General features: G+C 64.7%; 24 protein-coding genes. 13 read left to right on the forward strand and 11 right to left on the reverse strand.

The genetic code is table 11. The annotated features are described in order from the left end of the window. Positions 1–44 precede the first annotated feature (44 nt). The 6 genes from P2869_RS05825 to P2869_RS05850 all read left to right on the forward strand — a co-directional run bounded on the left by P2869_RS05825 (position 45) and on the right by P2869_RS05850 (position 8,282). Positions 45–947 carry a GNAT family N-acetyltransferase gene (locus P2869_RS05825; protein WP_277597724.1) on the forward strand — a complete coding sequence of 301 codons (903 nt, stop codon included), beginning with the start codon at positions 45–47 and terminating at the stop codon, positions 945–947. Between the two features lie 122 nt (positions 948–1,069). Then, positions 1,070–2,347: an FAD-binding oxidoreductase gene (locus P2869_RS05830; protein ID WP_277598060.1), complete on the forward strand. Its 1,278-nt coding sequence runs from the start codon at positions 1,070–1,072 to the stop codon at positions 2,345–2,347. Beyond that, positions 2,344–3,801 (forward strand): aldehyde dehydrogenase family protein, encoded by a 1,458-nt coding sequence (locus tag P2869_RS05835; protein ID WP_277598061.1) that lies wholly within the window; start codon positions 2,344–2,346, stop codon positions 3,799–3,801. Before P2869_RS05830 ends, P2869_RS05835 begins: the two co-directional genes overlap by 4 nt. Before the next feature lie 68 nt (positions 3,802–3,869). Beyond that, complete coding sequence (locus P2869_RS05840) at positions 3,870–5,090, forward strand: M20 aminoacylase family protein (protein ID WP_277597725.1); 1,221 nt, start codon at positions 3,870–3,872, stop codon at positions 5,088–5,090. Positions 5,091–5,330: 240 nt separating this feature from the next. Then, a complete protein-coding gene (locus tag P2869_RS05845) occupies positions 5,331–6,497 on the forward strand; it encodes a DUF4382 domain-containing protein (RefSeq protein WP_277597726.1) in 1,167 nt (388 codons plus the stop codon). 504 nt (positions 6,498–7,001) lie between these two features. Continuing rightward, on the forward strand, positions 7,002–8,282 hold the full coding sequence (locus P2869_RS05850; RefSeq protein WP_277597727.1) for a divalent metal cation transporter: 1,281 nt from the start codon (positions 7,002–7,004) through the stop codon (positions 8,280–8,282). A 67-nt stretch (positions 8,283–8,349) separates the two neighbouring features. On the opposite strand, the gene P2869_RS05855 is transcribed toward P2869_RS05850, so the two are convergent. Both P2869_RS05855 and P2869_RS05860 read right to left on the reverse strand, forming a co-directional pair. Then, on the reverse strand, positions 8,350–8,826 hold the full coding sequence (locus P2869_RS05855) for a hypothetical protein (protein WP_277597728.1): 477 nt from the start codon (positions 8,824–8,826) through the stop codon (positions 8,350–8,352). A 772-nt stretch (positions 8,827–9,598) separates the two neighbouring features. Then, entirely contained in the window at positions 9,599–11,542 is a 1,944-nt protein-coding gene (locus tag P2869_RS05860) for a GGDEF domain-containing protein (protein WP_277597729.1), read from the reverse strand. 411 nt (positions 11,543–11,953) lie between these two features. Between P2869_RS05860 and P2869_RS05865 the strand changes: the two genes are divergently transcribed. After that, positions 11,954–12,226, forward strand: coding sequence for a DUF1488 family protein (locus P2869_RS05865; RefSeq protein WP_026122051.1), 273 nt, complete (start codon positions 11,954–11,956; stop codon positions 12,224–12,226). A gap of 13 nt (positions 12,227–12,239) precedes the next feature. On the opposite strand, the gene P2869_RS05870 is transcribed toward P2869_RS05865, so the two are convergent. After that, on the reverse strand, positions 12,240–12,449 hold the full coding sequence (locus P2869_RS05870; protein WP_017777842.1) for a hypothetical protein: 210 nt from the start codon (positions 12,447–12,449) through the stop codon (positions 12,240–12,242). A 485-nt stretch (positions 12,450–12,934) separates the two neighbouring features. Here P2869_RS05870 and P2869_RS05875 point away from each other — a divergent pair, with 485 nt between their 5' ends. Next, the gene (locus tag P2869_RS05875) at positions 12,935–13,519 is read left to right on the forward strand and encodes a Uma2 family endonuclease (protein ID WP_277597730.1); all 585 of its coding nucleotides are present in this window, start codon (positions 12,935–12,937) and stop codon (positions 13,517–13,519) included. Between the two features lie 224 nt (positions 13,520–13,743). After that, positions 13,744–14,661, forward strand: coding sequence for a sterol desaturase family protein (locus P2869_RS05880; RefSeq protein ID WP_277597731.1), 918 nt, complete (start codon positions 13,744–13,746; stop codon positions 14,659–14,661). Here the strand turns inward: P2869_RS05880 and P2869_RS05885 are convergent. The 7 genes from P2869_RS05885 to P2869_RS05915 all read right to left on the reverse strand — a co-directional run bounded on the left by P2869_RS05885 (position 14,658) and on the right by P2869_RS05915 (position 21,909). After that, positions 14,658–14,927, reverse strand: a complete 270-nt coding sequence (locus P2869_RS05885; protein WP_017777845.1) for a hypothetical protein — start codon at positions 14,925–14,927, stop codon at positions 14,658–14,660. The genes P2869_RS05880 and P2869_RS05885 overlap by 4 nt on opposite strands. 169 nt (positions 14,928–15,096) lie before the next feature. Continuing rightward, positions 15,097–15,252, reverse strand: a complete 156-nt coding sequence (locus tag P2869_RS05890; RefSeq protein ID WP_017777846.1) for a hypothetical protein — start codon at positions 15,250–15,252, stop codon at positions 15,097–15,099. A gap of 35 nt (positions 15,253–15,287) precedes the next feature. Beyond that, complete coding sequence (gene phbB, locus P2869_RS05895) at positions 15,288–16,031, reverse strand: acetoacetyl-CoA reductase (protein WP_126875826.1); 744 nt, start codon at positions 16,029–16,031, stop codon at positions 15,288–15,290. A 182-nt stretch (positions 16,032–16,213) separates the two neighbouring features. Next, a complete protein-coding gene (gene phaP / locus P2869_RS05900; RefSeq protein ID WP_017777849.1) occupies positions 16,214–16,786 on the reverse strand; it encodes a TIGR01841 family phasin in 573 nt (190 codons plus the stop codon). A gap of 198 nt (positions 16,787–16,984) precedes the next feature. Next, positions 16,985–17,182 carry a hypothetical protein gene (locus tag P2869_RS05905; protein WP_026122052.1) on the reverse strand — a complete coding sequence of 66 codons (198 nt, stop codon included), beginning with the start codon at positions 17,180–17,182 and terminating at the stop codon, positions 16,985–16,987. A 531-nt stretch (positions 17,183–17,713) separates the two neighbouring features. Further along, a complete protein-coding gene (locus P2869_RS05910) occupies positions 17,714–20,065 on the reverse strand; it encodes an ATP-dependent DNA helicase (protein WP_277597732.1) in 2,352 nt (783 codons plus the stop codon). 5 nt (positions 20,066–20,070) lie between these two features. After that, the gene (locus P2869_RS05915; RefSeq protein ID WP_277597733.1) at positions 20,071–21,909 is read right to left on the reverse strand and encodes a VRR-NUC domain-containing protein; all 1,839 of its coding nucleotides are present in this window, start codon (positions 21,907–21,909) and stop codon (positions 20,071–20,073) included. An 83-nt stretch (positions 21,910–21,992) separates the two neighbouring features. Between P2869_RS05915 and P2869_RS05920 the strand changes: the two genes are divergently transcribed. The 4 genes from P2869_RS05920 to bamC all read left to right on the forward strand — a co-directional run bounded on the left by P2869_RS05920 (position 21,993) and on the right by bamC (position 24,933). Further along, a complete protein-coding gene (locus tag P2869_RS05920; RefSeq protein WP_277597734.1) occupies positions 21,993–22,331 on the forward strand; it encodes a nucleotide pyrophosphohydrolase in 339 nt (112 codons plus the stop codon). A 177-nt stretch (positions 22,332–22,508) separates the two neighbouring features. After that, entirely contained in the window at positions 22,509–23,090 is a 582-nt protein-coding gene (locus P2869_RS05925) for a hypothetical protein (protein ID WP_277597735.1), read from the forward strand. A 174-nt stretch (positions 23,091–23,264) separates the two neighbouring features. Continuing rightward, complete coding sequence (locus tag P2869_RS05930; protein ID WP_199541386.1) at positions 23,265–23,492, forward strand: hypothetical protein; 228 nt, start codon at positions 23,265–23,267, stop codon at positions 23,490–23,492. A gap of 214 nt (positions 23,493–23,706) precedes the next feature. Continuing rightward, positions 23,707–24,933 carry an outer membrane protein assembly factor BamC gene (bamC, locus tag P2869_RS05935; RefSeq protein ID WP_017777857.1) on the forward strand — a complete coding sequence of 409 codons (1,227 nt, stop codon included), beginning with the start codon at positions 23,707–23,709 and terminating at the stop codon, positions 24,931–24,933. A gap of 634 nt (positions 24,934–25,567) precedes the next feature. Here the strand turns inward: bamC and P2869_RS05940 are convergent. Continuing rightward, complete coding sequence (locus P2869_RS05940) at positions 25,568–26,530, reverse strand: DMT family transporter (RefSeq protein WP_277597736.1); 963 nt, start codon at positions 26,528–26,530, stop codon at positions 25,568–25,570. Between the last annotated feature and the right edge of the window lie 153 nt (positions 26,531–26,683).

Here is a 26,683-nt window from a genome sequence, read left to right on the forward strand (position 1 = left end):
GTTCGATTCGTGACGGAACGAATATATTTGGCAGGACAGATCAAATGAAACGGGAATCCATTGCGAGCGTTCCGTCTTCCACGGCGGGTATTCGGTATCGAACGTTTACCCCGGCCGATGTGCCCGCGGCCCACGCGCTTTCCATGGCGCTTGCCTGGCCATACAGGCAGGAAGACTGGCAATTCTCCGCTGAGACCTCGACGGGATTCGTTGCTGAAGAAAAGGGTGTCGTCATTGGCACAGCGATGTGCTGGAAGTTCGGCGCGGACCGGGCCTCTCTCGGGCACGTGATTGTGTCGTCCCGGCACCAGGGCCGGGGCGTCGGCCGCGAGCTGATGAAGGCGGTACTCGACGAGCTGGGGTCGCGCGTCACCTTCCTCCATGCGACGCTGGCCGGTCGCCCCCTCTACGAAAAGCTTGGCTTCAGCGAGTGCGGATGGTTGGATCAATGTCATGGGAACGTCAGCAAGGCCGTTCCAGTCGCGTTGCTGGATGGCGAGCGGCTGCGTGCGGGGACTTCTGCCGACTTACCTTACCTCATCGAACTGGCCTCGCGCGCGTGTGGTCTGGAGCGTCGTTCGCTCCTGATGGCATTGCTCCAGCGCGGCGAAAGCGTGGTGCTTGAACGCGATGGCGAGATCGTCGGATTCTCGGTGCTGCGCCGTTTTGGCCGGGGGCATGTGATCGGCCCTGTGGTTGCACTGCGTTCACAAGACGATGCACGCGCGAAGGCGTTGATCGGCCATTGGCTGACCGCACGCGAGGGCGAGTTCATTCGCATCGACGTCCCTGTTGAAACAGGTTTGACCGGCTGGCTAAGCGAGCAGGGATTGAAGCGAGTGGACACCTGTCCGAAGATGGTTCTGAACGCGTCTGCCACTGAACACCGTGGAGCGCCCGACCCGGTCTGCCGGTTGTATGCGCTGGTGAGTCAGGCCATGCTTTAGGTTTGCGCTGCGAACGGCGGCTCCGAAGTCACGAATTTGCCGCCGACTTTTAAGCACCGCTTTTGTTGCCCGTGCGCATGGTTCGGGGTTTGAGCACCAATGCGCCTGCTTTGGAGTGTGTGATGCATCTGAGTTCTTACTGGCTGGATACCTCCGAGCCCTTCGCCGGCAGCACGCCCGAGATCGCCGGTGGAGAATGCGACGTCGTCGTGGTGGGCGGTGGAATCACGGGCTCGGCAGCTGCATTGGCGCTGGCAAAGAAGGGTGCGCGCGTCATTGTGTGTGAAGCAGGAACCGTGGGACAGGCTGCGTCGGGCCGCAATGGCGGCATGTGCAACAACGGCTTTGCGCAGGACTACGCGTCGCTCTCGCAGCGCATTGGCACCGAACTGGCCAACCGGTTGTATCGCGCGTTCGACGCCGGTGTCGATACGGTCGAGCGGCTGGTCAGGGAAGAGTCGATCGATTGCGATTTCGTGCGCAGAGGAAAACTCAAGCTCGCAGCGAAGCCCGAGCATTACGACAAGCTGGTGCGAAGTCAGGCGTTGCTCGCCGCGGGCGTCGACCCGGATACGCGCGTCGTGACGAAGGCCGAGCTTCGTAGCGAGATCGGTTCGAACCGGTATCACGGCGGATTGATCCTGGAGAAGAGCGCGGGGATGCACGTGGGGCGCTATGTTCGCGGTCTCGCGAAGGCTGCGCAGGCACGTGGCGCACACATCCTTGAACACGCGCCGGTGCTAGGTTTGCAGCGTGAAGCTCGCGACGCCTACGTGGCGCGAACGCCGCATGGAACGATCCGCGCGTCACAGGTGTTGCTCGCAAGCGGCATCTCGCAGGTGGGACCATTCGGCTGGATTCGGCGCAGGATCGTGCCGGTCGGCGCTTTCATCATCGTCACCGAGCCGTTGTCGCAAGAGCTGCTCGACCGGTTGCTGCCAACTCGCCGGATGGCGACCGATACCAAAAACTTCGTCAACTTTTTTCGTGTCACGCCCGACAACCGGATGCTGTTTGGTGGTCGCGCGCGTTTCGCGACGTCGAACCCTGCGTCCGACGAAAAGAGCGGACTGATTTTGCGCGCTCAAATGGCCACGGTGTTTCCGGAACTGGCAAACGTGCGCATCGACTATTGCTGGGGCGGCATGGTCGATATGACGGCCGACCGCCTGCCGCGCGCGGGGCAGAAAGACGGCATCTACTATTCGATGGGATACAGCGGCCACGGTACGCACATGGCCACGCTGATGGGTACGCTCATGGCGGAAATCATGGATGGGCGCGCCGACCTCAATCCGTGGAACGACTTCGCCTGGTCTGCTATTCCCGGTCATTTCGGCAAGCCATGGTTTTTACCGCTGGTGGGCGCCTGGTACCGGCTCAAGGACACATTGCAATGAATTCACCTGTTCGTCACCTGATGCAAGCTGGAAGGCTGGATCGGTTCTACATCGACGGGGAATGGACGGTTTCCGACGGCACCGACCGAATTGCCGTGGTTTGCCCGTCTACCGAAGACACGGTCTGCGAGCTCGCTGCTGGAAACGAACGCGATGTGGACCGGGCAGTACGCGCCGCGCGCAGGGCCTTCGCTTCGTGGTCCGTAACGTCGCCGCAACAGCGTGCGGCCTTGCTCGACCGCGCTCATGCCTTGGTACTCGAACGTGCGGAGTTGTTTGCCACCGCACTGGCCACGGAAATGGGCGCGCCGATCAGTTATGCCCGTGGCGCGCACGTACCATTTGCGGCCGAACACATTCGGGTCGCGCGCGACAATCTGGCAAATTACCCGTTCCGAACGCAGCGAGGAACGACCGCGATCGTGCGCGAGCCCATCGGCGTGTGCGCACTGATTACGCCATGGAACTGGCCCATTTATCAGATCACAGCCAAAGTGGGCCCGGCGCTCGCGGCGGGGTGCACCGTGGTCCTGAAACCCAGCGAACTCTCGCCGCTCAGCGCCATGCTCTTTGCAGAGGTGATTGCGGACGCGGGCGTTCCCGCGGGCGTATTCAATCTGGTGAACGGAACGGGCGCGGTAGTGGGCACATCGCTTTCGTCTCATCCGAAGGTCGACATGGTTTCGATCACCGGTTCGACACGTGCTGGCGTGCTGGTTGCGCAAGCGGCGGCACCCACCATCAAACGCGTGGCGCAGGAGCTCGGCGGCAAGTCGCCCAACGTTGTGCTGCCCGATACCGATCTGTCGCGCGCCATCGCGCCTGGCGTTGCCGCCGCGTTCCGCAACATGGGCCAGTCGTGCAGCGCACCCACGCGGCTCATCGTGCCGCGCGGCGCGCTGAAGCGCGTCGAGGAACTGGCCGTCGCAGCCACACAGCAGATGATTGTCGGCGACCCGTTCGTCGAGGCGACCACGCACGGACCGCTGGCCAATCGCGCGCAGTTTGACCGCGTGCGGCAGATGATCGAAGCGGGTATCGCCGAAGAGGCGACGCTGATTACGGGCGGCCCCGGAAGACCCGCAGGATTCGGCCGAGGCTTGTATGCGCAGCCCACGATCTTTTCCGACGTGCGCACCGATATGACCATCGCCCAGCAGGAGATATTTGGTCCTGTACTCGCCATCCTTCCTTACGATACCGTCGAAGAAGCGATCGCCATCGCGAACGACACGGTGTACGGGCTCGGCGCGCATGTGCAAGGCTCGGACAAGGCACTCGTGCGTTCGGTGGCTGCGCGCATCCAGTCGGGCCAGGTGCATCTGAACTATCCGGCATGGGACCCGCAGGCGCCGTTTGGCGGCTACAAGCAATCGGGGAACGGTCGCGAGTATGGGATCGAAGGTATGGAGGAGTACATGGAGGTGAAGTCGATCGTCGGGTTCTACGATTAAAGCAGCGCCCACGCCTCGCGCGATCACAGTACAGAATTGAAGTCATTTGTTTGCTAAAGGTGCCGAGATTGGAACCCTCCGTGATTCCCGAGACTTCGTTGAAAACGCATCACGCGCACTGGGCGAAATTGCGACGTGACCTGCATGCCCATCCCGAGTTGCGATTCGAAGAGCACCGAACCGCCGACGTGGTTGCCCGCGAGCTCGAAGCCTTGGGCTATGCCGTGTCGCGCGGGCTGGGCGGTACCGGTGTGGTCGCGAGCCTGCCTGGCGCGTCGGCCGAGTGGGGAATCGTGCTGCGCGCCGATCTGGATGCATTGCCGATACGGGAGGCCAACGATTTCTCGCATGCATCGTGCGCGGATGGCGTCATGCATGCTTGCGGGCACGATGGGCACACAGTGATGCTGCTGGGCGCGGCGCGCATCCTGAAGGAACTGCCGCAGTTGCCTGGCACCGTTCACTTCGTGTTCCAGCCGGGCGAAGAGGGCGGCGCCGGTGCGCGCAAGATGATCGACGACGGGTTATTCGAACAATGCCCAACGCAAGCGGTGTTTGGCATGCACAACTGGCCCGGTTTGCCGGCGGGATATTTCGGTTTGCGCACGGGCCCCATCATGGCTGCCGGCTCCAGATTCAGGATCACGATAACGGGCAAGGGGGCGCATGCGGCGCAGCCGCATCTGGGCCTTGATCCCATCCCGCTCGCCTGCTCGATGGTGCTGCAGTGTCAGACCATTGCCGCGCGGCACAAGGACCCTGCGGATCCTGCTGTTATTTCCGTCTGCATGTTCCATGCGGGCGATACGGACAACGTCATTCCGGACAGTGCCGAGCTGCGGGGGACGATCCGCACGTTGTCGTCGGGGCTGCAGCAGCAATTGCAGCGAGACATCGAGCGCATGTGCGAAGGGCTGGCTTCGGCCTATGGCGCGCAGGTCGAGGTTACTTTTTTTCAGTACTATCCCGCGACGATCAACACGCCGAACGAGACGGCGTTGTGCGAAGCGGTGATTCGGCAGACGTTTGGAGAGGCCTGTCTTGATAGCGACGTCCCGCCGAACATGACCTCCGAAGACTTCGGTTTCATGCTGGAAGAGCGGCCCGGCGCGTACGTGCTGATCGGTAATGCCGCGACGGGAATGGCTGCGCCCGGCCTGCATCACCCGAAATACGATTTCAACGATGACATCATTCCCGTAGGCGTCCGGTACTGGGTTGCATTGGCGCAGCGTTATTTCGCTATGGCGCAGGGGAAGGGCGTGCAGCGGCCGGAATTTTCCAATTAAGACCGGGACGGAAATTGGGCTAGCCTCACTAAGCGGTCCAAGAAGCGGTCCAAGAAGCGGCCCAAGAAGCGGCCCAAGAAGCGGCCCAAGAAGCGGCCCAAGAAGCGGCCCAGGCGACCTTTCCGCAACCCCAACTTCGCCGCCATTCCAACAAGTTACGCTTTGTTTCAAAGTGCAAAAGTTGCGGCTTTCGCGGCAACGTATTCTTCCGGCACCACTCACAAAACAACAGGTGTTGCCATGAATGACTGGAGGAAGACACTGCTTGCCGCTGCTTTTGCATCGGTGGCATTAGCCGCGTGCGGCGGAGGAGGTGGAGGGGGAGACGGCACGCCGACGGGCACCGTCAACGTTCAGATGACCGATGCGCCTTCGTGCGGCTTCGATCACGTCTATGTGACGGTCAGCCAGGTGCGTATCAACGCGAGTTCGAGCGCGGGCGACAACGACAGCGGATGGACCAACATTACGCTTGCCACTCCGCAGAAGATCGATCTTCTCTCGCTCACCAACGGGACGATGGCCACACTTGGGCAGGCGTCGCTTCCTGCCGGGCAATATCAGCAGGTGCGCCTCGTGCTGACCCAGAACCAGGGTAATACGGTGGCCAATTCGGTCGTGGTTTCAGGCACGACCAACGAACAACCGCTAGCCACGCCGAGTGCGACGCAGAGCGGCCTCAAGATCATCCGGCCGTTTGACGTGGCCGCGAACGCGATGGTCGATCTCGTTCTCGACTTCAACGCCTGCAAGTCGGTCGTCCAGCAGGGCAACGGTTCCTACACGCTGAAGCCCGTGATTACGGCGACGCCCACCAACGTGGCCGGCATCATCGATGGCTATGTCGCGCCGGCCGAGGCGGGCGCCACGGTGTACGCGGAGCAGAGCGGCAAGGTAATCAGCGGAACGGTTGCGGACAGCACGGGGCATTTCGTTTTCTCCACGCTCGTGCAGAGCTCCACGAACGGCAATTACGACATCGTCATTGCGCAGCCCGACGAGACGACGGGCATCATCACGTCGGTACCGGTCGTGGTCGGGGCAACGACGCATGTGTCGACTTCGTCGGCGCCCGTCACGTTGCCGGCCGCTACGATGAATACGGTGAGCGGCACAGTGACGGCATCCGCGGATGCGAGCCTGCGTGCGCTGCAGAAAACGTCGTCGGGCACCTATGAGATTGCATCGGCCAACGCCAATCTCGATACGGGCGCCTATACGACGAGCTTGCCGGTCGCGGCCCCGATGGTGGCGGCCTATACGGGCACGCTGCCGGTCGCGTTCGCTGCGGCTGCGTCGTCGGCCGGTCAATACACGATAGAGGCCGATGCGGCGTCGGGCGCGACGCAGTCCACGGCGGTCAGCATCACGAGCGGCAGTCAATCAGGCATCAACTTCACTTTCTGACAAACAAGGCGTAACGGAGGGGCATGCCCCTCCTCGCGGGGATTCCATGAAGAAACTCATCGCAGTCGCCGCCGTGGCGACGGGCATGTTGGCAGGTTGCGCGGTGTACGTGCCGGACGCACCCGGTGTAGTCGTTCACCCGCAAGGCGGCCCAGGTAACGGATTCTGTCCACCGGGACAGGCCAAGAAGGGCAACTGCTAGAGAAGTAAGGCAGAAAAACGAAGGGCGCCGCTGGCGCCCTTCGTTTTTGCGTCGCTGGGACGCTCAGCCTTTGTAACCGATAGTAAGTTGTGCGTACGCAATATGTGCCGAGGTGCGGTGCGTCATGCAGTTCCGCGCGGCTCGATCACGCCTCGGGGAATTGCATTGGACAACACAACAATGTGCGCCGCGGCCCCATGCTGTCCGCCCTCCGACGCAAGCACGGCGAATGACTGCACCGAGCGCCCTTCACGGGAACACGCATTGCGAGGATCACGCCACACTGTGCTCGGGACCCAACGATGGACAACGTGCGCGAACCAGAAACCGCGGACACGGCGAACCCGTTCTGGCTGAAGAGGCTGGGCCCCGGCCTGATCACCGGGGCGGCGGACGACGACCCGAGCGGTATCGGCACCTACACGCAGGCGGGTGCGCAATTTGGCTTTAGTCTGCTATGGACCGTGCTGCTCACCTATCCGCTGATGGTGGCAATCCAGATGATCAGTGCACGGATCGGGCGGGTGACCGGCAGGGGGCTCGCATCGAACATCCGGCAGTTCACGCCGCGCTGGGTCGCGGTGCTTCTCGTGTTGCTGCTCGTGGCGGCGAACACGATCAACATCGCGGCGGACCTCGCGGCGATGGGAACGTCGGTGCGTCTGGTGACGGGCGGTCCGCAGCAGCTCTATGTGGTCGTGATCGGCGTGGTTTCCGTCGTGCTGCAGGTTTTCGTGCCCTACGAGCGGTATGCGCAGATACTCAAGTGGCTCACGCTGGTGCTCTTCTCGTACGTTGCCGTGGCACTCGTCGTGCCCATCGATTGGCGCGAGGTGGCGGTGGCCATCGTCCATCCGCAGGCGACACTCTCCGCGGATTACCTGACCGCCGTGGTCGCCGTATTTGGCACGACGATCAGCCCGTATCTGTTCTTCTGGCAGGCGTCGCAGGAGGTCGAGGAGATGCGTGCTGCCCCGGGCGACGCGCCACTCAAGCACGTGCCGCAACAGGCCGCCGCCCAGTTCGCGAGGATCAGCGCGGACACCTGGACCGGCATGGCCGTCTCGAACGGTATCGCGTTCTTCATCATGCTCACGGCGGCGTCCACCCTGCACAGCCATCACGTCGAGATCAAGACATCGGCCGACGCTGCTCGCGCGCTTGCACCGATCGCCGGCAAATGGGCGTCGCACGTTTTTGCGCTGGGTATTCTGGGCACGGGGCTGCTTGCGCTTCCGGTGCTCGCCGGGTCGGCTGCGTACGGGATGGCCGGCGTGTTCCGCTGGCGCAGCAGCCTTGCGCTGCGCCTCGTGCTCGCGCGCGAGTTCTACGCGGTGATTGCGGTCGCGATTCTGGGCGGCGCCGCCATGACCTTCTTCCACTTCGATCCGGTGAAGGCGCTCTACTGGAGCGCCGTGATCAACGGTGTCGCTGCCGTGCCGGTCGTGATTGTGGTGATGCTGATGGGCACGAACACCCGCGTGATGCGCGAGTTTGCGGTGACGGGATGGCTCAAGGCGGCCGGCTGGGCGGTGGCCGGCATCATGGCGATCGCTGCGGCGGGTACGCTGCTTCCGGGTTAGACGCAGCGCCGCGCGTTTCGCTATCGGCGTAAACGGTAGCTATCCCGCTGCAACGCCGCGCATGTTGTTACTTCGAGCCGGCTGCGATGCGCTCGCTGAGGAACCGCGGGAACCCGTTCTGCGTGGCGACGATCTTTCTAGCGCAATCGTCGTAGTCGGAGCCCATGGCGCGATTCGGACCGTACATGCCGCGGCATTGCGCGTAGAGCGTGATGGTGGCGCCGCCACTATGCGGCACGCGCGTCGCGGAAAAGGTGGCCTTGCCCGATCCGCCGGGCACGTCGGTGTCGATGGTTTCGCTGCTGGTGCTGACGATTGACGTGGCCGAGCGCTGTGCGATGTAGTCGTGCGTCAGCGCCCAGGCCTTGTCGCACTGCGATGCGTCGCGGCATGAGACCGTTGCGGCCCGTTGCGCCGCTTCCAGCGCATCTTCGGTGCGGTTGAAATCGCGCTCGCGCTGCGTGTCCTTGTCGGCCGACGACATGCAGCCGGCAAGCGCGAATGCAATAGATGCCGCGAGCGCGGCGGCGATGATGGTCCTCACGGATCGAACTCCCCAGTCTGGTTCGACCGCGATTATAGAGCGCGAGGGGAGGGTGCCGCGATTGGTGCCCGGTGCAGGATGCACGAATGGATACGGCCGCTCGCGTCCTTGCGGATTCGAGCGGCCCGAACTGCGTACTCAACTACATGCTGAACTGCGTGCTGCCTTGCTTGCTACAACCGGTACTACAGACTGCAACTGCTTCGTGCAACAACAGCGTCAAATACGTGAAACGGACTGCAACAACAAACCGCCACAACGAACCGCCACAACGAACCGCCACAACGAACCGCCACAACGAACCGCCACAACGAACCGCCACAACGAACCGCACACCACGGACCACAACCCATCACAACGAACCGCGACTACGCAAACTCACAACAACGAACTACCGCTACGCAAATCCACCACAACGAACTGCCACTGCACAAACTCACTTCAACGAGAAGCCACTGCACAAACTCACTGCGTGTTACTGCAACTTCAAGACTGCACGTGCTGCAACTGATATCAACGGTACTGGTTCACAACACCACCGGAGGGGAGCCGGGGATGGAGCCGATGTCGCGCTCCATGGAAAACAGTGTAGGCGCTGCGCACGCAATCCAATTGGTCGAAAGGGGCAAGGTATGGCGGCTAATTTGGGCAATTGATCGAAGCCGGGGGCATCGGCTCAAGTCGTGGCGTACCCGAGTCCCGGCACGGCCCAACATCCCCACAGCGGGCCGCAGGGCGATCCGAACCCTTAGCCGCTATCGCATCAGCGCACTCAAACCTCGGCCGTCAGCCATCCCTGACTGGCAATGCGGTTTCTGCCGAGGCGCTTCGCCCGATACAGCGCCGCATCGGCTGCGCCCACCAGCATGCGGACGGTGACCTCTGCGCCGCCCCTTGCGGCCGCCACGCCGACACTCACCGTCACCGTTTGCCGGTTGCTCGCCGCGTGCGGAATGCGCTGCAGTTCGACGCCGCAGCGAATGCGTTCGGCAGTCTCGAGCGCGTCATCAGGATCGCTGTCACCGAGGATGATCGCGAACTCTTCGCCGCCGTAACGCGCCGCCATACCGGTGTGCGGCACTGCGGCTGCAATGGCGCTCGCCACGGCCCGCAGGCAGTCGTCTCCGGCCTGATGGCCGTAGGCGTCGTTGTAGGCCTTGAACTCGTCGATGTCGACGAGCAGAAGTACGACGCCCGCACTCGCATTCGCCGCGTCGGCCGAAAGCAGGCTGCGCTTGAGCTCGATGTCGAAGTGGCGCCGGTTATAGAGCCCCGAGAGGCCGTCGACATAGGCAAGACGTTTGAGCTCGATCTGCTCGGCATCGCGCCGCTGGTCTTCGAGTGTGCTGGCGTTGATGTCGCGCATGGTGAACGCGAGCGCGTCGAACGGGCGGTGCGGGGGCGTGAACGCTGGCGAAAGCAGGCTCTGCATCCAGATATGCGAGCCATTGGCGTGCCGCGCGCGGTAGCGGATCGCGACTTCGCCGCGGTCGCACTGCACGGCTTCGATTGCGGACTCCACAGCGTGGCGGTCCGCCGGATGAACGAGGCCGAGCACGCCTGTGCCCATGAGCGCAGCCGGCAGGTAGCCGAGCTTCGACTGAACGCGCGGCGATACGTAGGTCACCGTGCCGTTCAGCGAGAGTTGCATGACTACGTCGTCGGCGTTTTCGGCCAGCGCGCGGTAGCGCTGTTCGCTTTCACGCAGCAGATCGAGCAGCTTGCGGCGTTGCGCCTGGAGTGCGTTGATAGGAAACGCGATACCCAGGGCCGCGAGCACGAAGAGCTGCAGCGCGAGGATGCGGGCGTGATTCGACTCGTGATGAGGCTCGATCCACAGCGCGCCCTGGCCGTGGATCGTGAAAGCCATCGCAATCGCAATCAACAGCAGCACGCCGACGAACACCGCGGCGAGTTCGGCCTCGAATGCGAGCACGGCCACGGGCGGCAGCGCCCAGTACGTGAGGCGCCAGGTGCCCTGACTAAAGACGGCAAGCGCAACCACGGCGAGCAACGCGAGCAACGCAAGCGTGCGATTGCGCCGTTCCGAGCGCCAGAGCGCGCGCAATTCGCCGGAGAAGAACACAAGCGCCGCGGGTGTGAAGATCGTCATCCCGAGGGCGTCGGCGACGACCCAGTCGCGAAACGAGGAGAACGGATGGGCGCCGAACCGCGCGTGAAGCAGCGACACCGCAACGGCCCCGGATGCGACCGGCGCGAGCGCGACGGCGCCTGCCACGAAGCGCAGGCAGCGACGCGGCCGCGCCAGTTCGGCGGTGCACGCAACGCGCGGGGCGAAGAGCAGCGCGATGACGACCTCGACGATATCGGCCGCCATGAACGAAGAAGACACGTAGAGGGAGTCGCCCCGCGCCAGGTTGGCGCCGAGAAAACCCAGCGCGCCGCCCAGCAGCACATGGAGCCGGCACGGTTCGCGAGCCGCGAGCGCCTGCGCGAGCAGTACGCCGTTGGCCACCCAGATCGGCAGCACTTCGCCCGACATGGCCCTTGCTGCGCCGCTGCCGAGGCAAATCAGAAAGACGAGTACGGCGGCCAGCGCGAATGCGCCGAGGCGTGTGTCCCGTGCGGGCGGCAAAGACGCGGCAGCGGACCGCGCATCGTCCGCAGCGTCGGGCGGCGCGAGTGGCGCAGTGGCCGCGGCGACGTCTGCGAAATCGTATTGCGCATCGGCGACTCGCCGGAGTTCATGCAGCATGCCTGCTCCCGATTCAGCGGTCGCCCTCTGTTTGTCCATATTCTGTGCACGCTTTAACCGATGTATACGGCATGCGCCGCCGGTTATTTAGACTGATGAATACGCAATCGCGAATACGACAAGGTGCCGGGGAAGTTTCGAATGGGACTTGAGACGCGTGGCCGGACGTTCGTCTTTACCTTGTTTGCCGTGCGCGCAGTGAGGGCATGACGGCACTTTTACCGCTTGCTCGAACCGCTTGCCCTGCGCGGTTGTGCGGGCGATATGCACGCCGCGTGCAACGTCGCGCGGCCAGCTGGTTTTGCTTGAGAATGAGGTTGTCTCGCCTGTACGATATGGTGCAAGTGAGGTGCAGGCGGGGTGCGGGTCGGGGCGCAGGTCGGCCAAAAAAAATTCTGGCGAGTTCTCATCGTGGAAACCCTTGAACGTGAACCCGGCGTTTCGCCGGATGGACGCACTGTGGTCTTTTTCCTGTCGAGTCGAGGTCGCGACATCGAATGCGCCATTACGCGCGACGCACTCGAACAGCATTTCTGGGTACAGCCGGGCGACAGCGAATTGCGCGTTCTCAAGGCATTTACCGATGGTCGCAAACGCATCGTCGCCGTCGCCGAGCGCAAGGTGCTCACGCATCCCGGCGAGCGGGTCGTGCTGACCGTCGCCGACTTCGGCGTGCGCAAATAGCCCGCTCGATCCTCTACTGCGATTCGAGCGCGTCACAGCGCGCCTGGGCGGTCTCGTCCGGGTACTGGTCGCGATACGCGTCGAAGATCTCTGCGCACAGTTGCGCAAGCGCCGCCACGTTGACGGCCTGATCCGCATGCTCGACTTCCCTCGCGCCCAGTATGTCGTCGAGGACCGGAGCAAGACGGCGCAGTCGATGAAAAGTCGCGTCGTCGAGTTTCATGGTGGACCTCCGGTAGGTGGCGCCGGACGGTGGCAAGACATGCTGTGCTGCTGTGCCCGCCGGCGAGCCTTGGTGTTCGCGTGATGCATGAGCGGCACGTTCCAGCCGTACACCGTGGAACGGCACCGAGATGGCCGGCATGGTTGCCATCCATTCTCGCGGGAACCCGCAGGCCGGTTTCGGCGGCAGCCCCCGGTGATTCGGCGTGTCGCAACGTGCGCTCGTCAAATGGCGGCTGTCGCGCCGCACAACGAAGTCTCTACGTCTTCGACTTCGAATTCGGACCCCGTTTTTGAGTCAAGCGGGTGGCGGCTCTGCGGCACACAATGCAGACCGGCTGCACGGAAGCGTCCATCAGAACCCCTGCTTGAAGGGCCTCGAAGCAACGTTGAGCATACCCTGGATTGTGCGCTGCACACATACTTAATAATTGTTAAGAGGCGGGTAGAGGGTATACGCTTAGGTGACTTCCCGACGAGACGCTTATGGGTACGCCTTCTCTTCTGGACCGCAATGGACTGTTAGCCTCCTGGCACCGGCTCGGTGCGGATGCGGGCTGGACTGCACCAAGCGGGCATGAACGGTATGAAGTCGACGAGGCCGGTGAAGCGGTGATCCATTCCCCGCCGTCCGCGCGGCGGCAGATCGTGCTCACGGACGCCTATTGCCAGCTCACTGAACAGATCGGCCATCTCGCCGTGATGTCGGCTGCGGTGACCACGCCCTCGTATGGCATACGGATCGCCGACGTGGTCTGGATGCCGTGCGAGAAATGGGAAACGTTCGACCGGGACGCGCCCGTGCCGTTCGTTCCCGATCTGTGCGTCGAAGTGCTGCTCGATCGCGACCGGCGCGACGACGTGGAACGCCGCGTGGCCGCCTATTTCGAGGGCGGCTGCAGCGAGGTGATTCTCGTGGATGCACGCGGCCAGGTGCAATTCTGGGGCGCGGGCGGACGCCGGCAGGCGTCGGTATTCGGCATCGTGCTCGCGTTCGATCCTCTGTATTTCGAGCTCGCCCACGGGGCGACGGCGGAGCCTCACAGCCGCGACGCCCGCTTCGGCCGCTGAAGCCTCGGTGTGGTGGCGAGGCGGCTATGCGCTAGCCGTCGCGTGCGGGTTGCCGCTACGCCGGTCGCCTCACAACCTGCGGCATCGTTCCGCGCCGGGTCAGTTTCTCTGCAAGGGCAGGCCGGTCCCGCTCAAGATTCCCCACCATCTGCCGACACTCAGACAGACAACGAGGCATTCGCCACGCGCCGCATCGTGCGCGCCGCAAGGGGACGAAAACGACAATGAGCAACGGCTTCTCCGCCGACGCGGCACACTGGCTCGCAGCCCTGCCGGCAGATTTCCTCGCTTCGCTGGCGACGGCAGGCGCCGTGCTCGGTGTCGCAATGGCGATCGAGGCACGCGTTCCGCATGCGCAGGCGGCCTCTGCAAAGCATGCGTGGTTCAACGTCCGCTACATGATCGCCATGCTCGCGGCGCTTGCCTTGTTGCGACCGTTCGCGCTCGGTGTTTCCCTGGCGCTTGCGCGGGCGCTCGGCGGCGGATGGGTGACGTTCCGCGAGGGCGTGGTGGGCTGGTGCGAAGCCTTTGCTGCCGTGCTGTTGATGACGGATCTGCTCGAATACCTGTTTCATCGCGCACAGCACCGGTTCGCGGTGCTGTGGCGCATGCACGAACTGCATCACAGCGCGCCGCATTACGACGTCACGCTCGGCTACCGGCACTTCTGGCTGGAGCCGGTCATCAAGACCGCGCTGCTGTATCCGCTTGTCGGAATCGTATTCAAGGCGCCCACGAGCGTGGGGATGGCGGTGGGCATGGTGTTTCTCGTGAACCACCACGTGGCGCACCTGAATCTGCGGTTCTCTCCGCGGCGGTTCGGTCTCGTCGTGAGCCATCCGCAGTATCACCGGCTGCACCATTCGCGCCATGCCGCCGACTACAACCGCAATTTCTGCGACCTGCTGCCGCTGTGGGACATGGTGTTCGGCACGCTGCGCCGGCCGCGGCCTGACGAATTCGTCGAGATCGGTCTGGATTCGCTCGCGGCGCCACAGAGCATCGCTGATGCGTTGCTGTGGCCCTGGCGCCGCGAGTCATATGCGTCGCGTGCCTTATGTGATTCAGGCGAGGCAGGCGATTCAGTCGATTCAGCGGCATCGGCTGTGCCCGCCGTTGCCGCGCTGCTGGAGCGCCGTTAGCCGCGCTCGCCGGTATCGGGACTGACCTGTGCCGCGCCTTCGAGGAATCGCCGCGTCGCTTCGAACGACTGCAGCATCTGGTCGGGCCATGGCGTTTGCAGCATGACGGCCTGGTGGTTTTCGAACGCGGCCGAGAGGAGTTTCGCGAGTTCCGGCGAGCGCAGGTGCCGGAGCAGCACGCTGACCGCGATGGCGGTCGCCTGGCTCGCGCCGGCTGTTTGCAGTTCGGAAGTGGTGAGTGCGGCGAGCTGTTTGTTGATGTCCATACGATTGCCTTCAGGTTTCGCTGCGCCGATCAGCCGGCGCAGCGGCCCGATTTTGCCACGGACGGTGCCCCCGGACCGGCAGGGCGGCGGCTCGTGCGTGCCGTGGCCGTGGCCCGGGTCCGTGCCCCGATGCGCCGCGACGGCCGCTCACGATGGCACGCGGCAGCGCTCAATGCCGCCCGTGTCGCCAATGCCGGCGCACGTCGATCAGCCCGAGCCCCAGTTTCTTGCGCCGCCACTGCTCCAGACGGTAGTGTCCCGCGACGAAGATCGCGGCCATGGCGAGCGCGCACGATCCCACGACGATAGCCGTCGTTTCGTTCATTGCAGCCCTCCGTAGACGGTTTAGCGTACGCGCCGTTACTGGAGATACTGCCCGCCGTTGATGGCGATGTTCGCGCCCGTCACGAACCCGGCCTCGCGCGAGCACAGATAGGCGACGAGCGCCGCGACTTCGTCGGGGTCGCCCAACCTGCCCACCGGAATCTGCGGGATGATCTTCGTTTCACGAATTTCTTCGGGCACGGCCATCACCATCTTCGTCGCGATGAAGCCGGGCGACACGGTGTTCACCGTGACGCCTTTCTTCGCCACTTCGAGCGCGAGTGCCTTCGTGAAGCCGTGCATGCCGGCCTTCGCGGCCGCATAGTTGGTCTGCCCGAAGCCGCCCTTGCTCCCGATGATCGAGGAGATGTTGACGATGCGCCCCCAGCCACGCTCCACCATGCCGTCGCATACCGGCTTGGTCATGTTGAACACGGAGTCCAGGTTGGTGCGCAGCACGGCGTCCCAGTTGACCTTGTCGAGCTTCTTGAAGCTCGCATCCCGGGTGATGCCGGCATTGTTGATCAGGATGTCCACCGGTCCCACTTCGCTCTGGATCTGCGCGACGCAGCGCGTGCAGGAGTCGAAGTCGGCCACGTCCACCGGATAGGCGCGGAACTGCCGGCCTTGCGTCTCCATGCGGGCGAGCCAGCCGGAGGCGTCGGTGTTGCTGGGGGAGCAGGTGACGACCACGGCGTAGCCCGCGTCGTGAAGCCGGATGCTGATCGCTTCGCCAATACCGCCCATGCCGCCCGTCACTACGGCGATCTGCTTTGCCATCGGTTTTTCCTCAAAAACGGCTGCACCGGGAGCAGGCGCTCGCGGCGCGGCCTTGGGTCAATACGAAATTCGCATCGGCGCGAGCGAGGCGCCGGTGCCCCGATATGCAATCAGCTTGAAATAAGGAATCCTGCCTTTGCAGGACGAAACCAGCAGCACGGGCGTGAGAGCCCGTGCTTCGTTTAGCGCTTTGCCGTGCCGGCGGCGGCTTGCTCGGCGCTGCGCCGCGCGGCCTTCGAGGCGGCGGTGGTGAGTGCTTCGAGATTGCTTTCGGTGACCTGCATGGCCTGCTTGCTGGCTTTTTGCAGCGTGTCGTAGAGCGTGGAGGTGGTGCCGATGGCCGACTTCCATGCCGCGATGGCCGCCTCGGACCCGGCCGGCGCGCTCTTGCCGGCTTCTTCCACGAACGCCTGGAAGCGTCCGTTATAGCGCTCGTATTGCCCCTCGGCGATCTGCGCGAGCGAGCCCTGAGTGGCCGACGCGATGTCGAATACATGGCGGCCGTAAGCCATGACCTTCTCGGTGAGCGGCGCGACGAGCGCGGCTTGCAGCGCGACCCATTCCTGCGGGTTGGCCGAGCACTCGACCGCCTTGAGCGCATTGCCTTGCGCTTCGGCGAGATTCGACTTCGCCGCCTGCAGGTTCAGCGCAGCGAGCTTTTCCATGCCTTCGAAGAGCGTGTTCGCAAACGCGAAGAACGCGTCGGCATTAGCTTTCTGTGCGGTAACGATCTGGTCCTGACCCGGTAGAGCCATGATGAAACTCCTCTAGAGCCGGTGCCACGCGAGCCGTTGACGATAGCGGCGCGCAGGGCGACGGCGGGTGGCGATGTCGGAACGCCGATGCACGGCATGCATGGACGTCACGAGCGATGAAAGCTGATCGAACTTCGTGTACAGCAAGGCGGTGGCGCCGAGTCAGGGCGGCGCCGCCGCACGCGAACGCTGTGCCTTTCAATGCGAGCGGTCGAACGCCTTGAGAAAGGAGTCGCCGTCGCTCGTCAAGCGGGCGCGACGTTGGCCGCAGGCCAATTCTTCGAGCGAGACGAGCTGCCGTTCGAGCAGCGCGTCCAGTTCGGCGCGGCTGAAATCGACCTGGTCCGGCGCCTCTTTAACCAGCATCAAAGTGGCAAATTCATGTGGACTCAGCATTGCGTCTCCAGTCTCAAGCGTGCCGGGTTGGCCGGGTTTGCGGGTTGGTCGGGTTTGTCGGGTTTGTCTTTTCCCAGGCAGGAATTACCTGAAAGCCAATGGGCGAGGAAAAATCGGGTAATTCCGGTAAATCGGCGTATCTCGGCAACGGGAGTGCCATGATAACCGCACAATTTTAGAATGCAATATCGGCGGTACATTTTCTTGCACCCGGACAAAACGCCGCCGTATTAATCGAACGGGCGTACGCGCGCGCGGGGGCAGACCCTGTCCGGCCGGGCGTGGTGCGTCGAGTGGTTATGTATGATGAATTCAATTCAAATCGAATAATAGTACTTTATTGCCCAGAAAATGCTGCCGAATGGGTTTTAATGTAGGGCTGAATTGAGTAACTTTTATTACACGGGTGCGGAGTTCGTCTCTGATCGGTTATGCATATCCGAATGGGCGGGCATTCGCCCGCCGACGGAATTTATGCTCACCTTTTCGTAATCGCAACGGGAAGCGGTAACGCGATCGCTCAGGCGCGCTTCAGGGCTGCAGCGTGGCGCCCGTAGCGCCCGTAGCGCGACTCGCTTTGACGGACCACGTCTGCACATGCCACCACGCGGGCAGCAGCGCGCGCACGTCGGCACGTGCAAAGCGGTCGTCAAGCAGATACACCACGCCGCGATCTTCCGGCGTGCGGATCACGCGGCCTGCTGCCTGTACCACTTTGCGAAGACCGGGAATGAGATACGCATAGTCGAAGCCGGCGCCATAGAACTGTTGCATGCGCTCGCGCATCTGCTCGTTGACGTCGTTCACCTGCGGCAGGCCCAGCGTCGCGATGAAGGTGCCGATGAGCCGCGTGCCGGGCAGATCGATGCCCTCGCCGAAGGCGCCGCCGAGTACCGCGAAGCCTACGCCGCAGCCGTCAGGCACGAAGCGCGCGATAAAGGCCTGTTGCGCCGCTTCGTCCATCGTGCGCGACTGCTGCCAGACCGGCACATGCGGATAGCGCGACGCGAAGGCGTGGGCAGCGCGTTCCAGGTAGTCGTAGCTGCTGAAGAAGCACAGGTAATTGCCGGGCTGCCGCGCGAACTGGTCGCCCACCCGGTCCGCAATGGCGGCAAGCGACCCCTCGCGGTCGCGATAGCGCGTCGAAATGCCATGCGTCACGTAGACGTCGAGCTGCGCCGCGCTGAATGGCGAGCCGATATCGATGCTCACGGTCTCGTCAGGCAGGCCGAGCATGTCGGCGTAGTAGCCCGAGGGCGCGAGCGTGCCCGAGAACAGCGCGACACAATGCGCCTGCGCCATGCGCGGCCGCAGCGCGCCGGCCGGCACCACGTTGCGCACGCACAGCGTGGAGCGCTTGCTGCGCGCGCCGCGCACCGGGTGCGGCGGGGCGAGCGTGATGTCGAAGAGCGAGTGCTTGTCGAAGCGCTCGGCGAGGCGGGCGAAATGCAGGGCGTCGAAGTAGAACCGTTCGAGTTCGGCGTCGTGCGGCTGCGGATGGTCCGCGAAGTAATCGCCGATCGTGGCGCAGGCCTGCTCGAGCGCGGCGATGAATTCGGCGGGCAACGTGTCGCCTGCGCGATACGACTCGTGCTGGTCGGCGTGCAGCGCGTTCCAGCGCCGATGCACGCGCATGAGCGCGCTCGCGAGCGGCTTGGGTGCGCCACGCCGCACGGCGTCGAGCCGGGTCTGCGCGAGTTCGGCCGAGTACATGCTGCGTGCGCGGTCGGGCAGGTTGTGCGCCTCGTCGACGAGCACGCCGACGCGCCAGCCGTTCTGCGCGCCCAGCATGGGCAGCAGGGCGCTCACGTCGAAGTAGTAGTTGTAGTCGCCCACCACGACGTCGCTCCAGCGCACCAGCTCCTGGCTCAGGTAGTACGGACATACGTCATGGTCCAGCGCCACCGCGCGCAGCGCGGCGCGGTCGAGCCGGCCCGCGGCGACAGCGGCGCTGCGCGCGGCGGGCAGGCGGTCGTAGAAGCCGCGCGCAAGCGGACACGACTCGCCGTGGCAAGCCTTGTCGGGATGCTCGCAGGATTTCTCGCGCGCTACGAGTTCGACGATGCGCAACGGCAGGGCCGCGGTTGCGGCGCCGGCAGAGCCTTCGACCTGCGCCTGCGCGAGCTTTTCCAGCGTATCGAGCGCCACCTGTCGCCCCGAGCTCTTCGCGGTGAGGAAGTAGATCTTGTCGAGTCCCGCGCGCGGACACGCCTTCAGAAGCGGAAACAGCGTGCCGATGGTCTTGCCGATGCCCGTGGGCGCCTGGGCGAGCAGGCTGCGCCCGCTCACCGCGGCGCGATAGACCGACTCCGCGAGCGTGCGCTGGCCGCTGCGAAAGTCGTCGAAAGGCAGGCGCAGCGCCGTGAGCGCGGCGTCGCGCGTGGCACGATGCGCCATCTCTTCGCGGGCCCATGCGAGAAAGCGGCCGCAGTGGTCGTCGAAATGCGCCTTGAGGGCGGCCGCGGTGGCGGTCTCGGTCAGCACGGTTTCCCGCTGCGAGCCGATGTCGTAATAGACGAGCGCCAGTTCGATGGCATCGAGCCCGAGTTTCTCGCACAGCAGCCAGCCGTAGATGCGTACCTGCGCCCAATGCAGCGCGCGATGGTTTTCGCGCATCGCATTCAGGTCGCCGCGATAGGTCTTGATCTCTTCGACGCGCCGGGCCAGCGGATCGTAGCCGTCGGCGCGTCCGCGCACGGTGAGTTCGCCCCACGTGCCGGACACAGCGACCTCGGTCTCGTAATGCGCGGGGCGGCGGCCGGCGACGGCGAGATGGCCGGCGCGTCCTTCGTCCGCGGTGGGCGACGGCGTGAAGCGCAGGTCGAGGTCGCCGCGTTTGGCGGTGTACTCGCATAGCGCGCGCACGGCGACGGTCCAGTTCACGCAGTTCACGGCAGCGGCTCGCTGGCAGCTTCAGCGCTGCCGGGCGCGGCTTCGGTCGCGGTCTGTGCCGCTTCTTCCCAACGCACGTGCAGCACCGACACCGGCATGCCATGCGCGGCGCAGTATTCGAGCCAGCGCAACTGGTTGTCCTGCAGACGGTCGCCAGGCCCTTTCACTTCGATCAGCGCGTAGCGCCGCTCAGCAGGCCAGAAGCGTACGAGATCGGGCAGGCCCGAACGGTTCGTCTTCAGATCGGCGAGCAGCCGTTCGAACCATAGCCGCAGATGGGCCGCCGGAAAGCAGTGCAGCGCGAGGTCGAGCAGGTCGGGCGTCAGCATGCTCCACGCGACAAAGGGCGACTGCATGCCGGCTTTCGCCGCAAAGTTGGCCGTGATGGTCTGCACGTACTCGCCCGTTTCGAGTTCGGCGAGACAGGCGGCGAAGAGCGCCGCGCGCCGGGCGACGAAGTCGGGTGCGTGCAGATCGGCCGGGCCGCGCTGGAACGGGTGGAAGAACGCGCCCGGCAGCGGCGCGAAGACCGCACGCCAGCACAGCAGGCCGAAGAGCGCGTTGATGAGCGTGTTCTCGACGTAGAAGGCCGGCGCGTCGGCCGAGGAAAGTTGCTCACAGGCAATGTCTTCGACGCGCGTCGGCTGCTCCGGCGCCGGCACCTGTAGCTCGTCGCGTACGACGGACGAGCCGAAGCCGCCATCGTGCCGGCGCAAGCGGTTGCGTTGCAGGCGCGCGAGCGTGCGGGCGTTGCGCTGGGCTTCCTCTTCGCTCTCGGGGGCTGTGGCGATCTGCTGGGCGAGAACCAGCGCATCGCTGCGGCGGCCCAGCGCTTCGAGCACGCGCACGCGCCGATAGCGGGCGCCCGGATAGCGGCAACGCTCGTAGACGTGCAGCGCCAGATCCCATTGACGGCAGCGCTCGCTCTGCTGGCCGATGGCGAAGAGCAGCTTCTCGCGACGTGTGTTGAGCCAGGGGTTACGGCTCGCGCAGCCTTCGGCGGCTTCGATCAGTGCCATGAGCGCGTGGGGCTCGTCCGCGCTTTCGAGTGCGTCGCGCAAGGCGTCGAGCGCGAGATAGACGTCGACGTCGGCACGCTCCTGAAACGCTCGGGACGTGCTGTCGAACGGCACTGCCTCGTAGCGCAGCACGCCCAGGTCGGCGAGCACGAATTCCGACCAGTCTTGATGAAGGTTGCCGAAGAAGAGCAGCCGCAGGCGCTCGCAAAGCGGCGCGACGGCGAGATGAAAGACGTGATCGTCCGCGCTGGGGCGCCAATGGCGGTAGGGGCGGCAGGGGTGGCAGGTGCCGTGTGCGGTATCGGTGCGAGGCGTGTTGCTGCCCGCATCGGATAGCACGTTGGCCGCCAGAGCTTCGACCAGCGCGGTTTTCGTCATGCGCCCATGCCCAGGCGGCAGCCACGCGGTGGGCAGGCCCTGACGGGCCTCGCCCGCCGTGGCCGTCACAACAGACGGTAATTCGCCGCGCGTGAGCAGCGCGGCGAGTTCGTCGACAGCAAGCAGCGGGTCCGAATCGATCCAGCCGAGCGCGACGAGCGGTTGCGCGGCCGCGATGGGGCAGCCGATCTCGTCGTAGCGCAGCCGGCTCGTGCGAAAGAGCGGACCCCGGCGCATGAGCCTGCGCGTGAGAAGCGCCTGGGAAGGCTGCGCGAGCGTGGAGAAGCGGTCGATGAAGTGCCGCTCCTCGACGCCGAGCAGGTCGGCTGAGCGCGCACCGATCCACGCGAGCGCCCGCTGGAAATTGGCCAGGTAATAGAAGGAGACGGAGAAGGAGGAGGTATCCGGGACAAACGGAGCCGGGAGGGTCGAGCGCACGTTGCGACAACTGTATGGATATACAGCTATGATAGCAGCCGTCGCGCGCGAGGCGGCGTGCAGCGGTACCCATGGAGAACGGCATGAAACTGATCGACATCGACGGGCTGCAGCGCACGGCGCTCGCATTCGCCGAGGCGCGCGGCTGGCGCAAGTTTCACAACCCCAAGAACCTGGCGATGGCGCTTTCCGTCGAGGTGGCGGAACTCGTCGAGATCTTTCAATGGAAGACGCCGGAGGAGTCCGCGGCTGTGATGGAAAGCGGCGAACGCGAGCACGTCGAGCAGGAACTGGCCGACATCGCGATCTATCTGTCCGAGCTCGTGAGCGTACTGGGCGTGGATCTCGATGCCGCCGTGCGCGCCAAGTTCGAACTCAATGCGCGCAAGTATCCGGCTGTGGACGGCACGAGCGACGTTTGAGGCCGAGGTCGATACGTCAGCCAGTCGCCTCGCGGGGCATGAGGCCGGTGGCGCATGGGCTCGGGGCGAGCGCCCGGGCGGCGCTGCCTTCGCCTGCGGCGCCTTGCGGGGGCGCGTGCAGGTGCTGCCGGCCACGCCTCGTCGGCTACAATTGCGGCTCCCTGAAACGGAACAGCAATGAAAATTCGCACTCTTTGCGTCGCCGGCCTCGCGACCGTTGTCGCGCTCACAGCCGGATGCGTCGCCCTCTACACGAACCCTGGCCAATGCGAAACGGTCATGCGTGAACGGCTTGCCGAAACGCCGCTGGGCACGATGTCGGTGACGCACACCTCGGTGGCGTACCGCGGCTCGCGTGTGGTCGTAGAAGGCGAGTTGCCGCGGCCGGCTTCGGCGGCTGTGGCAGCGTCGGCGGCTGTGGCTTCGGCGGCCGATTCCGTGGATGAAGGGAAAGAGGCGGACGCTGCCGACGCAGCCGCTGCTTCGGGCGCTTCCGCTGCACGAGGCGAGGTGGCGCGCGCGTCGGGGACGTCGGGCGCATCCAACGACGTGGCACGCGCGGCGTCGCCGGTGGGCGCCGCGAGCGCGCCCGAGGCCGCGAGTGCGCCTGCCTCCGGCTTCAAGGCCTGGTTTGCACGCTTGAAGCACAAGCCCGGCAAACCCATCGCCGCGGAGTGCACGTTCAACGAATCGGGACTGACGTCGTTTCGCTGGCTCGCGCCGCCCGAACTCGCGAAGACCACGGCGGACGAAGACTGACCGGCTGTTCGCCGTCCGGGGGTTTCATCCATCGATGAGCGCGCCGTGAGCGGCGACGCATCTCACTTGCCTCGCGGCCATCTGCCGGACCTTGCGCGCCGGCGCCCCCCGCGATTGACCGCTGCCTGCAAGCCCCGGTGCTACGATCGTTTCGTGGTGACGAAGGAGGGCGACATGGACGGCTACGTGACACACCAGATCGAAGGCGCATCGGTCGACATCGACGTGATGCCCGTAAAGCCACACGGATTCTGCGCGCGTTTTCGCATTTTTCGCGACGCGACAGACGCGCCCGCGTGGCATCAGGTGCATGTTTCGGGCAGCGTGTTCGATACGGCGCAGGCGGCCGAAGAAGCGGCTTTGTCGATGGCGCTCGAGCAGGTTCTTGCGCGCGGCTCATAAGCGGGCAGGCGCGAGTTGCGGCGCTTGGCCCGCAACGCCTTGCTTGCGTGCTGCGCGTTGCACGGGCTGGTTGCTTCGCCGTCGGGCACGCGTTCGGAGCCCTGAGCAAAACGCCCGGCGTAGCCGGTTTTTGCCATTCGCCGTTGCGCACCGGTAGAATGGCAGGTTGATCCACGGGTAGAGGCCGTGGTGTAGCCGAAGGATTACCCCGAACATGACTGATTTCTATCAACGTCTTGCCACACGGACGGCCGCTCTGTTGATGGCAGGCGGGCTGGTCGCCGGCTGCAGCTCGCCGACGCCGGGTGCTATCGATTACCGCAGCGACACGAGGGCCAAGCAGTCCACGCTTGCCGTGCCGCCCAACATGCTGGAGGAAACCGCCGACCAGCGCTCGCTGCCCCCGCAAGGTGGCGCAACCACGCTCTCGCAACTGGAGCAGGTGCAAAAGGCGGCGCCCCAATCCGGCACCGTGTCGGTCGTACCGGCCGTCTCGGGCATGCATCTGCAGCGCGACGGCACAGAAAGCTGGCTCGTCGTCGACAACAAGACGCCCGACCAGCTCTGGCCGCAGATCCGCCGCTTCTGGCAGGAGCAGGGTTTCCTGCTCGTGGTCGATCAGCGCGACAAGCGCGTGATGGAAACGGACTGGAACGAAACCCATCCGCAGATCAACGAAGGGTTCATCCGCAACACGCTTTCGAAGGCCATGGGCAATTCGTACGTGACCGCGGAGCGCAACAAGTACCGCACGCGTCTCGAACAGGCGCCCGGCGGCGGCACCTACGTCTTCGTCAGCCAGAAGGGCCTGCATGAAGCGCTCGCCGGCCCGAACAACGAAACGAGCAAGTGGGTCGAGAAGCCCAACGATCCAGGCCTCGAAGTGGAATATCTGAAGCGGCTCATGGCGTCGCTGCAACTTGCCGACTCGCGTTCTGCGTCGGGCGACACGCAAGGCGCGCCGATCGCGACACAGGCGCCGGCGCCTGCATCGGGTGCGGCGAAGTCCGCCGCGGCTGCAACGGCTGCGCAGAACGCCGCGCTCGCCGCGCAACAGCCGCTGCCGGAAGAGTCCACCAAGGCGACGTCCGCACAATACACGGCGACGGAACTCACGCTGGGCGAGCCGTATGACCGGGCGTGGCTGCGTGTGGGCCTTGCGCTCGATCGCAGCAACTTCACCGTGGACGACCGCGACCGTAATCGCGGCCTGTACTTCATCCGCTACGTCGATCCGAAGGACATGAGCTCGGCCGAGCAGGGCTTCTGGAGCCAGGTGTTCCATGGCCGCAAGGAGAAGGTTGCGAAGCAGTACCGCATCAACGTGCGGGCGGTGACCGAGAACCAGACGCGCGTGGCCGTGGTGGACGACCAGGGCAACGTGGACACGTCCAAACCCGCGAAGCAGATCATGAGCCTCGTGGTCGATCAGTTGCACTGATCGAAGATATCCGGCGTGATTGTCCGGCGCGCTCGTGCCGGACGCCCTCAGGAAAATCGAAACCCGCCTTGCTGCCGCAGGCGGGTTTTTTTTGCGCCTGCGTTTCGTTCGGAGCGCGTGAGCGCCAGAAGGCTGGGCACCCGTCGTGTAACGTGACGTTACCCCGTAACGCGCTAGCGGCGCCCGTCGCCGCGTTTGCCGCCGCAACACCTCTTGCCGCTGCCGATTCGCTTCTCAATCAAGCACTTGGCGGCCATGTCCGGACACATTTTCCCGCTGGCATACAAGCTGCTTTTCAGGTTGCGCAAGCGTCTCGCGCCCCCGCGCAACCTTGTGCCCGATGGCGTTACATGAAAGAAGCGGTGCCGATGTGTGAGCGCGTGTGCATAAGCGCGCCACGAATCGACCTCGTTGCGCGTACCGGTCCGCGAACCGGCGTGCGCTGCCCGACGACGACCTGTGCGAATCACCTGGAGCGCGTTCGCGCGAGGTCTCGATGGCCCCGTCGCCTATCCTCGTAGGGCGACGGTTTTGCCCGCACTCCGATGGAGTGCGGGCTATTTTTTTACCCGAGATCGGGTCAGACGGACGGACGCATCGAATTCTTCGAAGACCAGGTGGGTGCCGTCGCTCGTCACCCCCGCGTTTCCCCCCGGCCCACCGCCCTCGACTCACGCGGCCGCACCCCCGGAATGCGCCGGATCGCACCCGTCGCGAGGGCCGTGCCCGCCAGAATCACGCCGCAGCCTGCCAGCATGCCGGCCGATACGTGCTCGTCCAGAAAGAGCGCGCCCCACAGAATGCCGAACACTGGAATGACGAACGTGACGGTCATGGCCCGCGCCGGTCCCGCTGTCGCGATCAGATGAAAGTACATGATGTACGCGATGCCGGTGCACGCAACGCCGAGCGCGATCACGGCGCCCCAGGCATCGAGCGGAATCGGGGCCGAGGGCCATGACGCGATGGCCGGCGGCAGAAGCAGAACCGTGGCGCCCGTCATGGTGCCCGTGGCGACAGTGAGGGCGTCCACGCCTGCCAGATACTTCTTCGTATAGTTGGCCGCGATGCCGTAGAGCAGCGTCGCGCCGAGCGCTGCAGCGGCGGCAAGCGCCGTGGCGAACGGCGACGCTGCCGATGCTGCGGGGCCCGCATGCGGCGTCGCGATCTGATCCCACACCAGCGTGAGCACGCCCGCGAAACCCAACGCCATACCGATGCTGCGCAGTGCGCCGAGCCGGTCTTTGAGCCACAGAAACGCGACGAGCGCGCCCCACAGCGGCGTGGTCGCATTGATGACCGAGGTCACGCCGGCCGAGAGCGTGAACTCGGCATACGAGAAGAGGCAGAACGGCGCCGCTGAATTGAGCACGCCGACCACAATGAGCGGCAAGGCACGCTGGCGCAGCGTGGTCAACGCTTCGCGCGCGGGGCGCCGGGCGAACAGCACGACGAGAAGGAACAACGCGCCGATACCCACGCGCACGGCGACGAGCGGTGCCACACCGAAACCGGTTACGCCGACGCGAATGAAGAGGAAGGAGGCGCCCCACAATGCGGCGAGAATGACGAGCTGGAAGACGTTCTTGATATTCATGAGGGGTGCGCCGCGCACGGTTGGGTCACGACGTGCGACGCATGGTATCACCGCGCATGTGGCCGACGTTTCACGCCGCAATGAAACGGCAAGATTCGGGAGAGCGCATGAGGGCAAGCGAGCCGATGAGGCAGAGCACGCGAGACAGCCGCA

Source organism: Paraburkholderia sp. SUR17, assembly GCF_029536165.1.
In the GTDB taxonomy this organism is placed as follows: domain Bacteria; phylum Pseudomonadota; class Gammaproteobacteria; order Burkholderiales; family Burkholderiaceae; genus Paraburkholderia; species Paraburkholderia kururiensis.

Coding starts and splice junctions, on each gene's coding strand:
- P2869_RS05860 (WP_277597729.1), bottom strand. CDS start 11,542: ATGCTGCATGAACTCCGGCGAGTCGCCGATGCGCAATACGATTTCGCA.
- P2869_RS05845 (WP_277597726.1), top strand. CDS start 5,331: ATGAATGACTGGAGGAAGACACTGCTTGCCGCTGCTTTTGCATCGGTG.
- P2869_RS05905 (WP_026122052.1), bottom strand. CDS start 17,182: ATGCTGAGTCCACATGAATTTGCCACTTTGATGCTGGTTAAAGAGGCG.
- P2869_RS05880 (WP_277597731.1), top strand. CDS start 13,744: ATGAGCAACGGCTTCTCCGCCGACGCGGCACACTGGCTCGCAGCCCTG.
- P2869_RS05835 (WP_277598061.1), top strand. CDS start 2,344: ATGAATTCACCTGTTCGTCACCTGATGCAAGCTGGAAGGCTGGATCGG.
- P2869_RS05920 (WP_277597734.1), top strand. CDS start 21,993: ATGAAACTGATCGACATCGACGGGCTGCAGCGCACGGCGCTCGCATTC.
- P2869_RS05830 (WP_277598060.1), top strand. CDS start 1,070: ATGCATCTGAGTTCTTACTGGCTGGATACCTCCGAGCCCTTCGCCGGC.
- bamC (WP_017777857.1), top strand. CDS start 23,707: ATGACTGATTTCTATCAACGTCTTGCCACACGGACGGCCGCTCTGTTG.
- phaP (WP_017777849.1), bottom strand. CDS start 16,786: ATGGCTCTACCGGGTCAGGACCAGATCGTTACCGCACAGAAAGCTAAT.
- P2869_RS05940 (WP_277597736.1), bottom strand. CDS start 26,530: ATGAATATCAAGAACGTCTTCCAGCTCGTCATTCTCGCCGCATTGTGG.
- P2869_RS05890 (WP_017777846.1), bottom strand. CDS start 15,252: ATGAACGAAACGACGGCTATCGTCGTGGGATCGTGCGCGCTCGCCATG.
- phbB (WP_126875826.1), bottom strand. CDS start 16,031: ATGGCAAAGCAGATCGCCGTAGTGACGGGCGGCATGGGCGGTATTGGC.
- P2869_RS05825 (WP_277597724.1), top strand. CDS start 45: ATGAAACGGGAATCCATTGCGAGCGTTCCGTCTTCCACGGCGGGTATT.
- P2869_RS05930 (WP_199541386.1), top strand. CDS start 23,265: ATGGACGGCTACGTGACACACCAGATCGAAGGCGCATCGGTCGACATC.
- P2869_RS05875 (WP_277597730.1), top strand. CDS start 12,935: ATGGGTACGCCTTCTCTTCTGGACCGCAATGGACTGTTAGCCTCCTGG.
- P2869_RS05925 (WP_277597735.1), top strand. CDS start 22,509: ATGAAAATTCGCACTCTTTGCGTCGCCGGCCTCGCGACCGTTGTCGCG.
- P2869_RS05850 (WP_277597727.1), top strand. CDS start 7,002: ATGGACAACGTGCGCGAACCAGAAACCGCGGACACGGCGAACCCGTTC.
- P2869_RS05870 (WP_017777842.1), bottom strand. CDS start 12,449: ATGAAACTCGACGACGCGACTTTTCATCGACTGCGCCGTCTTGCTCCG.
- P2869_RS05885 (WP_017777845.1), bottom strand. CDS start 14,927: ATGGACATCAACAAACAGCTCGCCGCACTCACCACTTCCGAACTGCAA.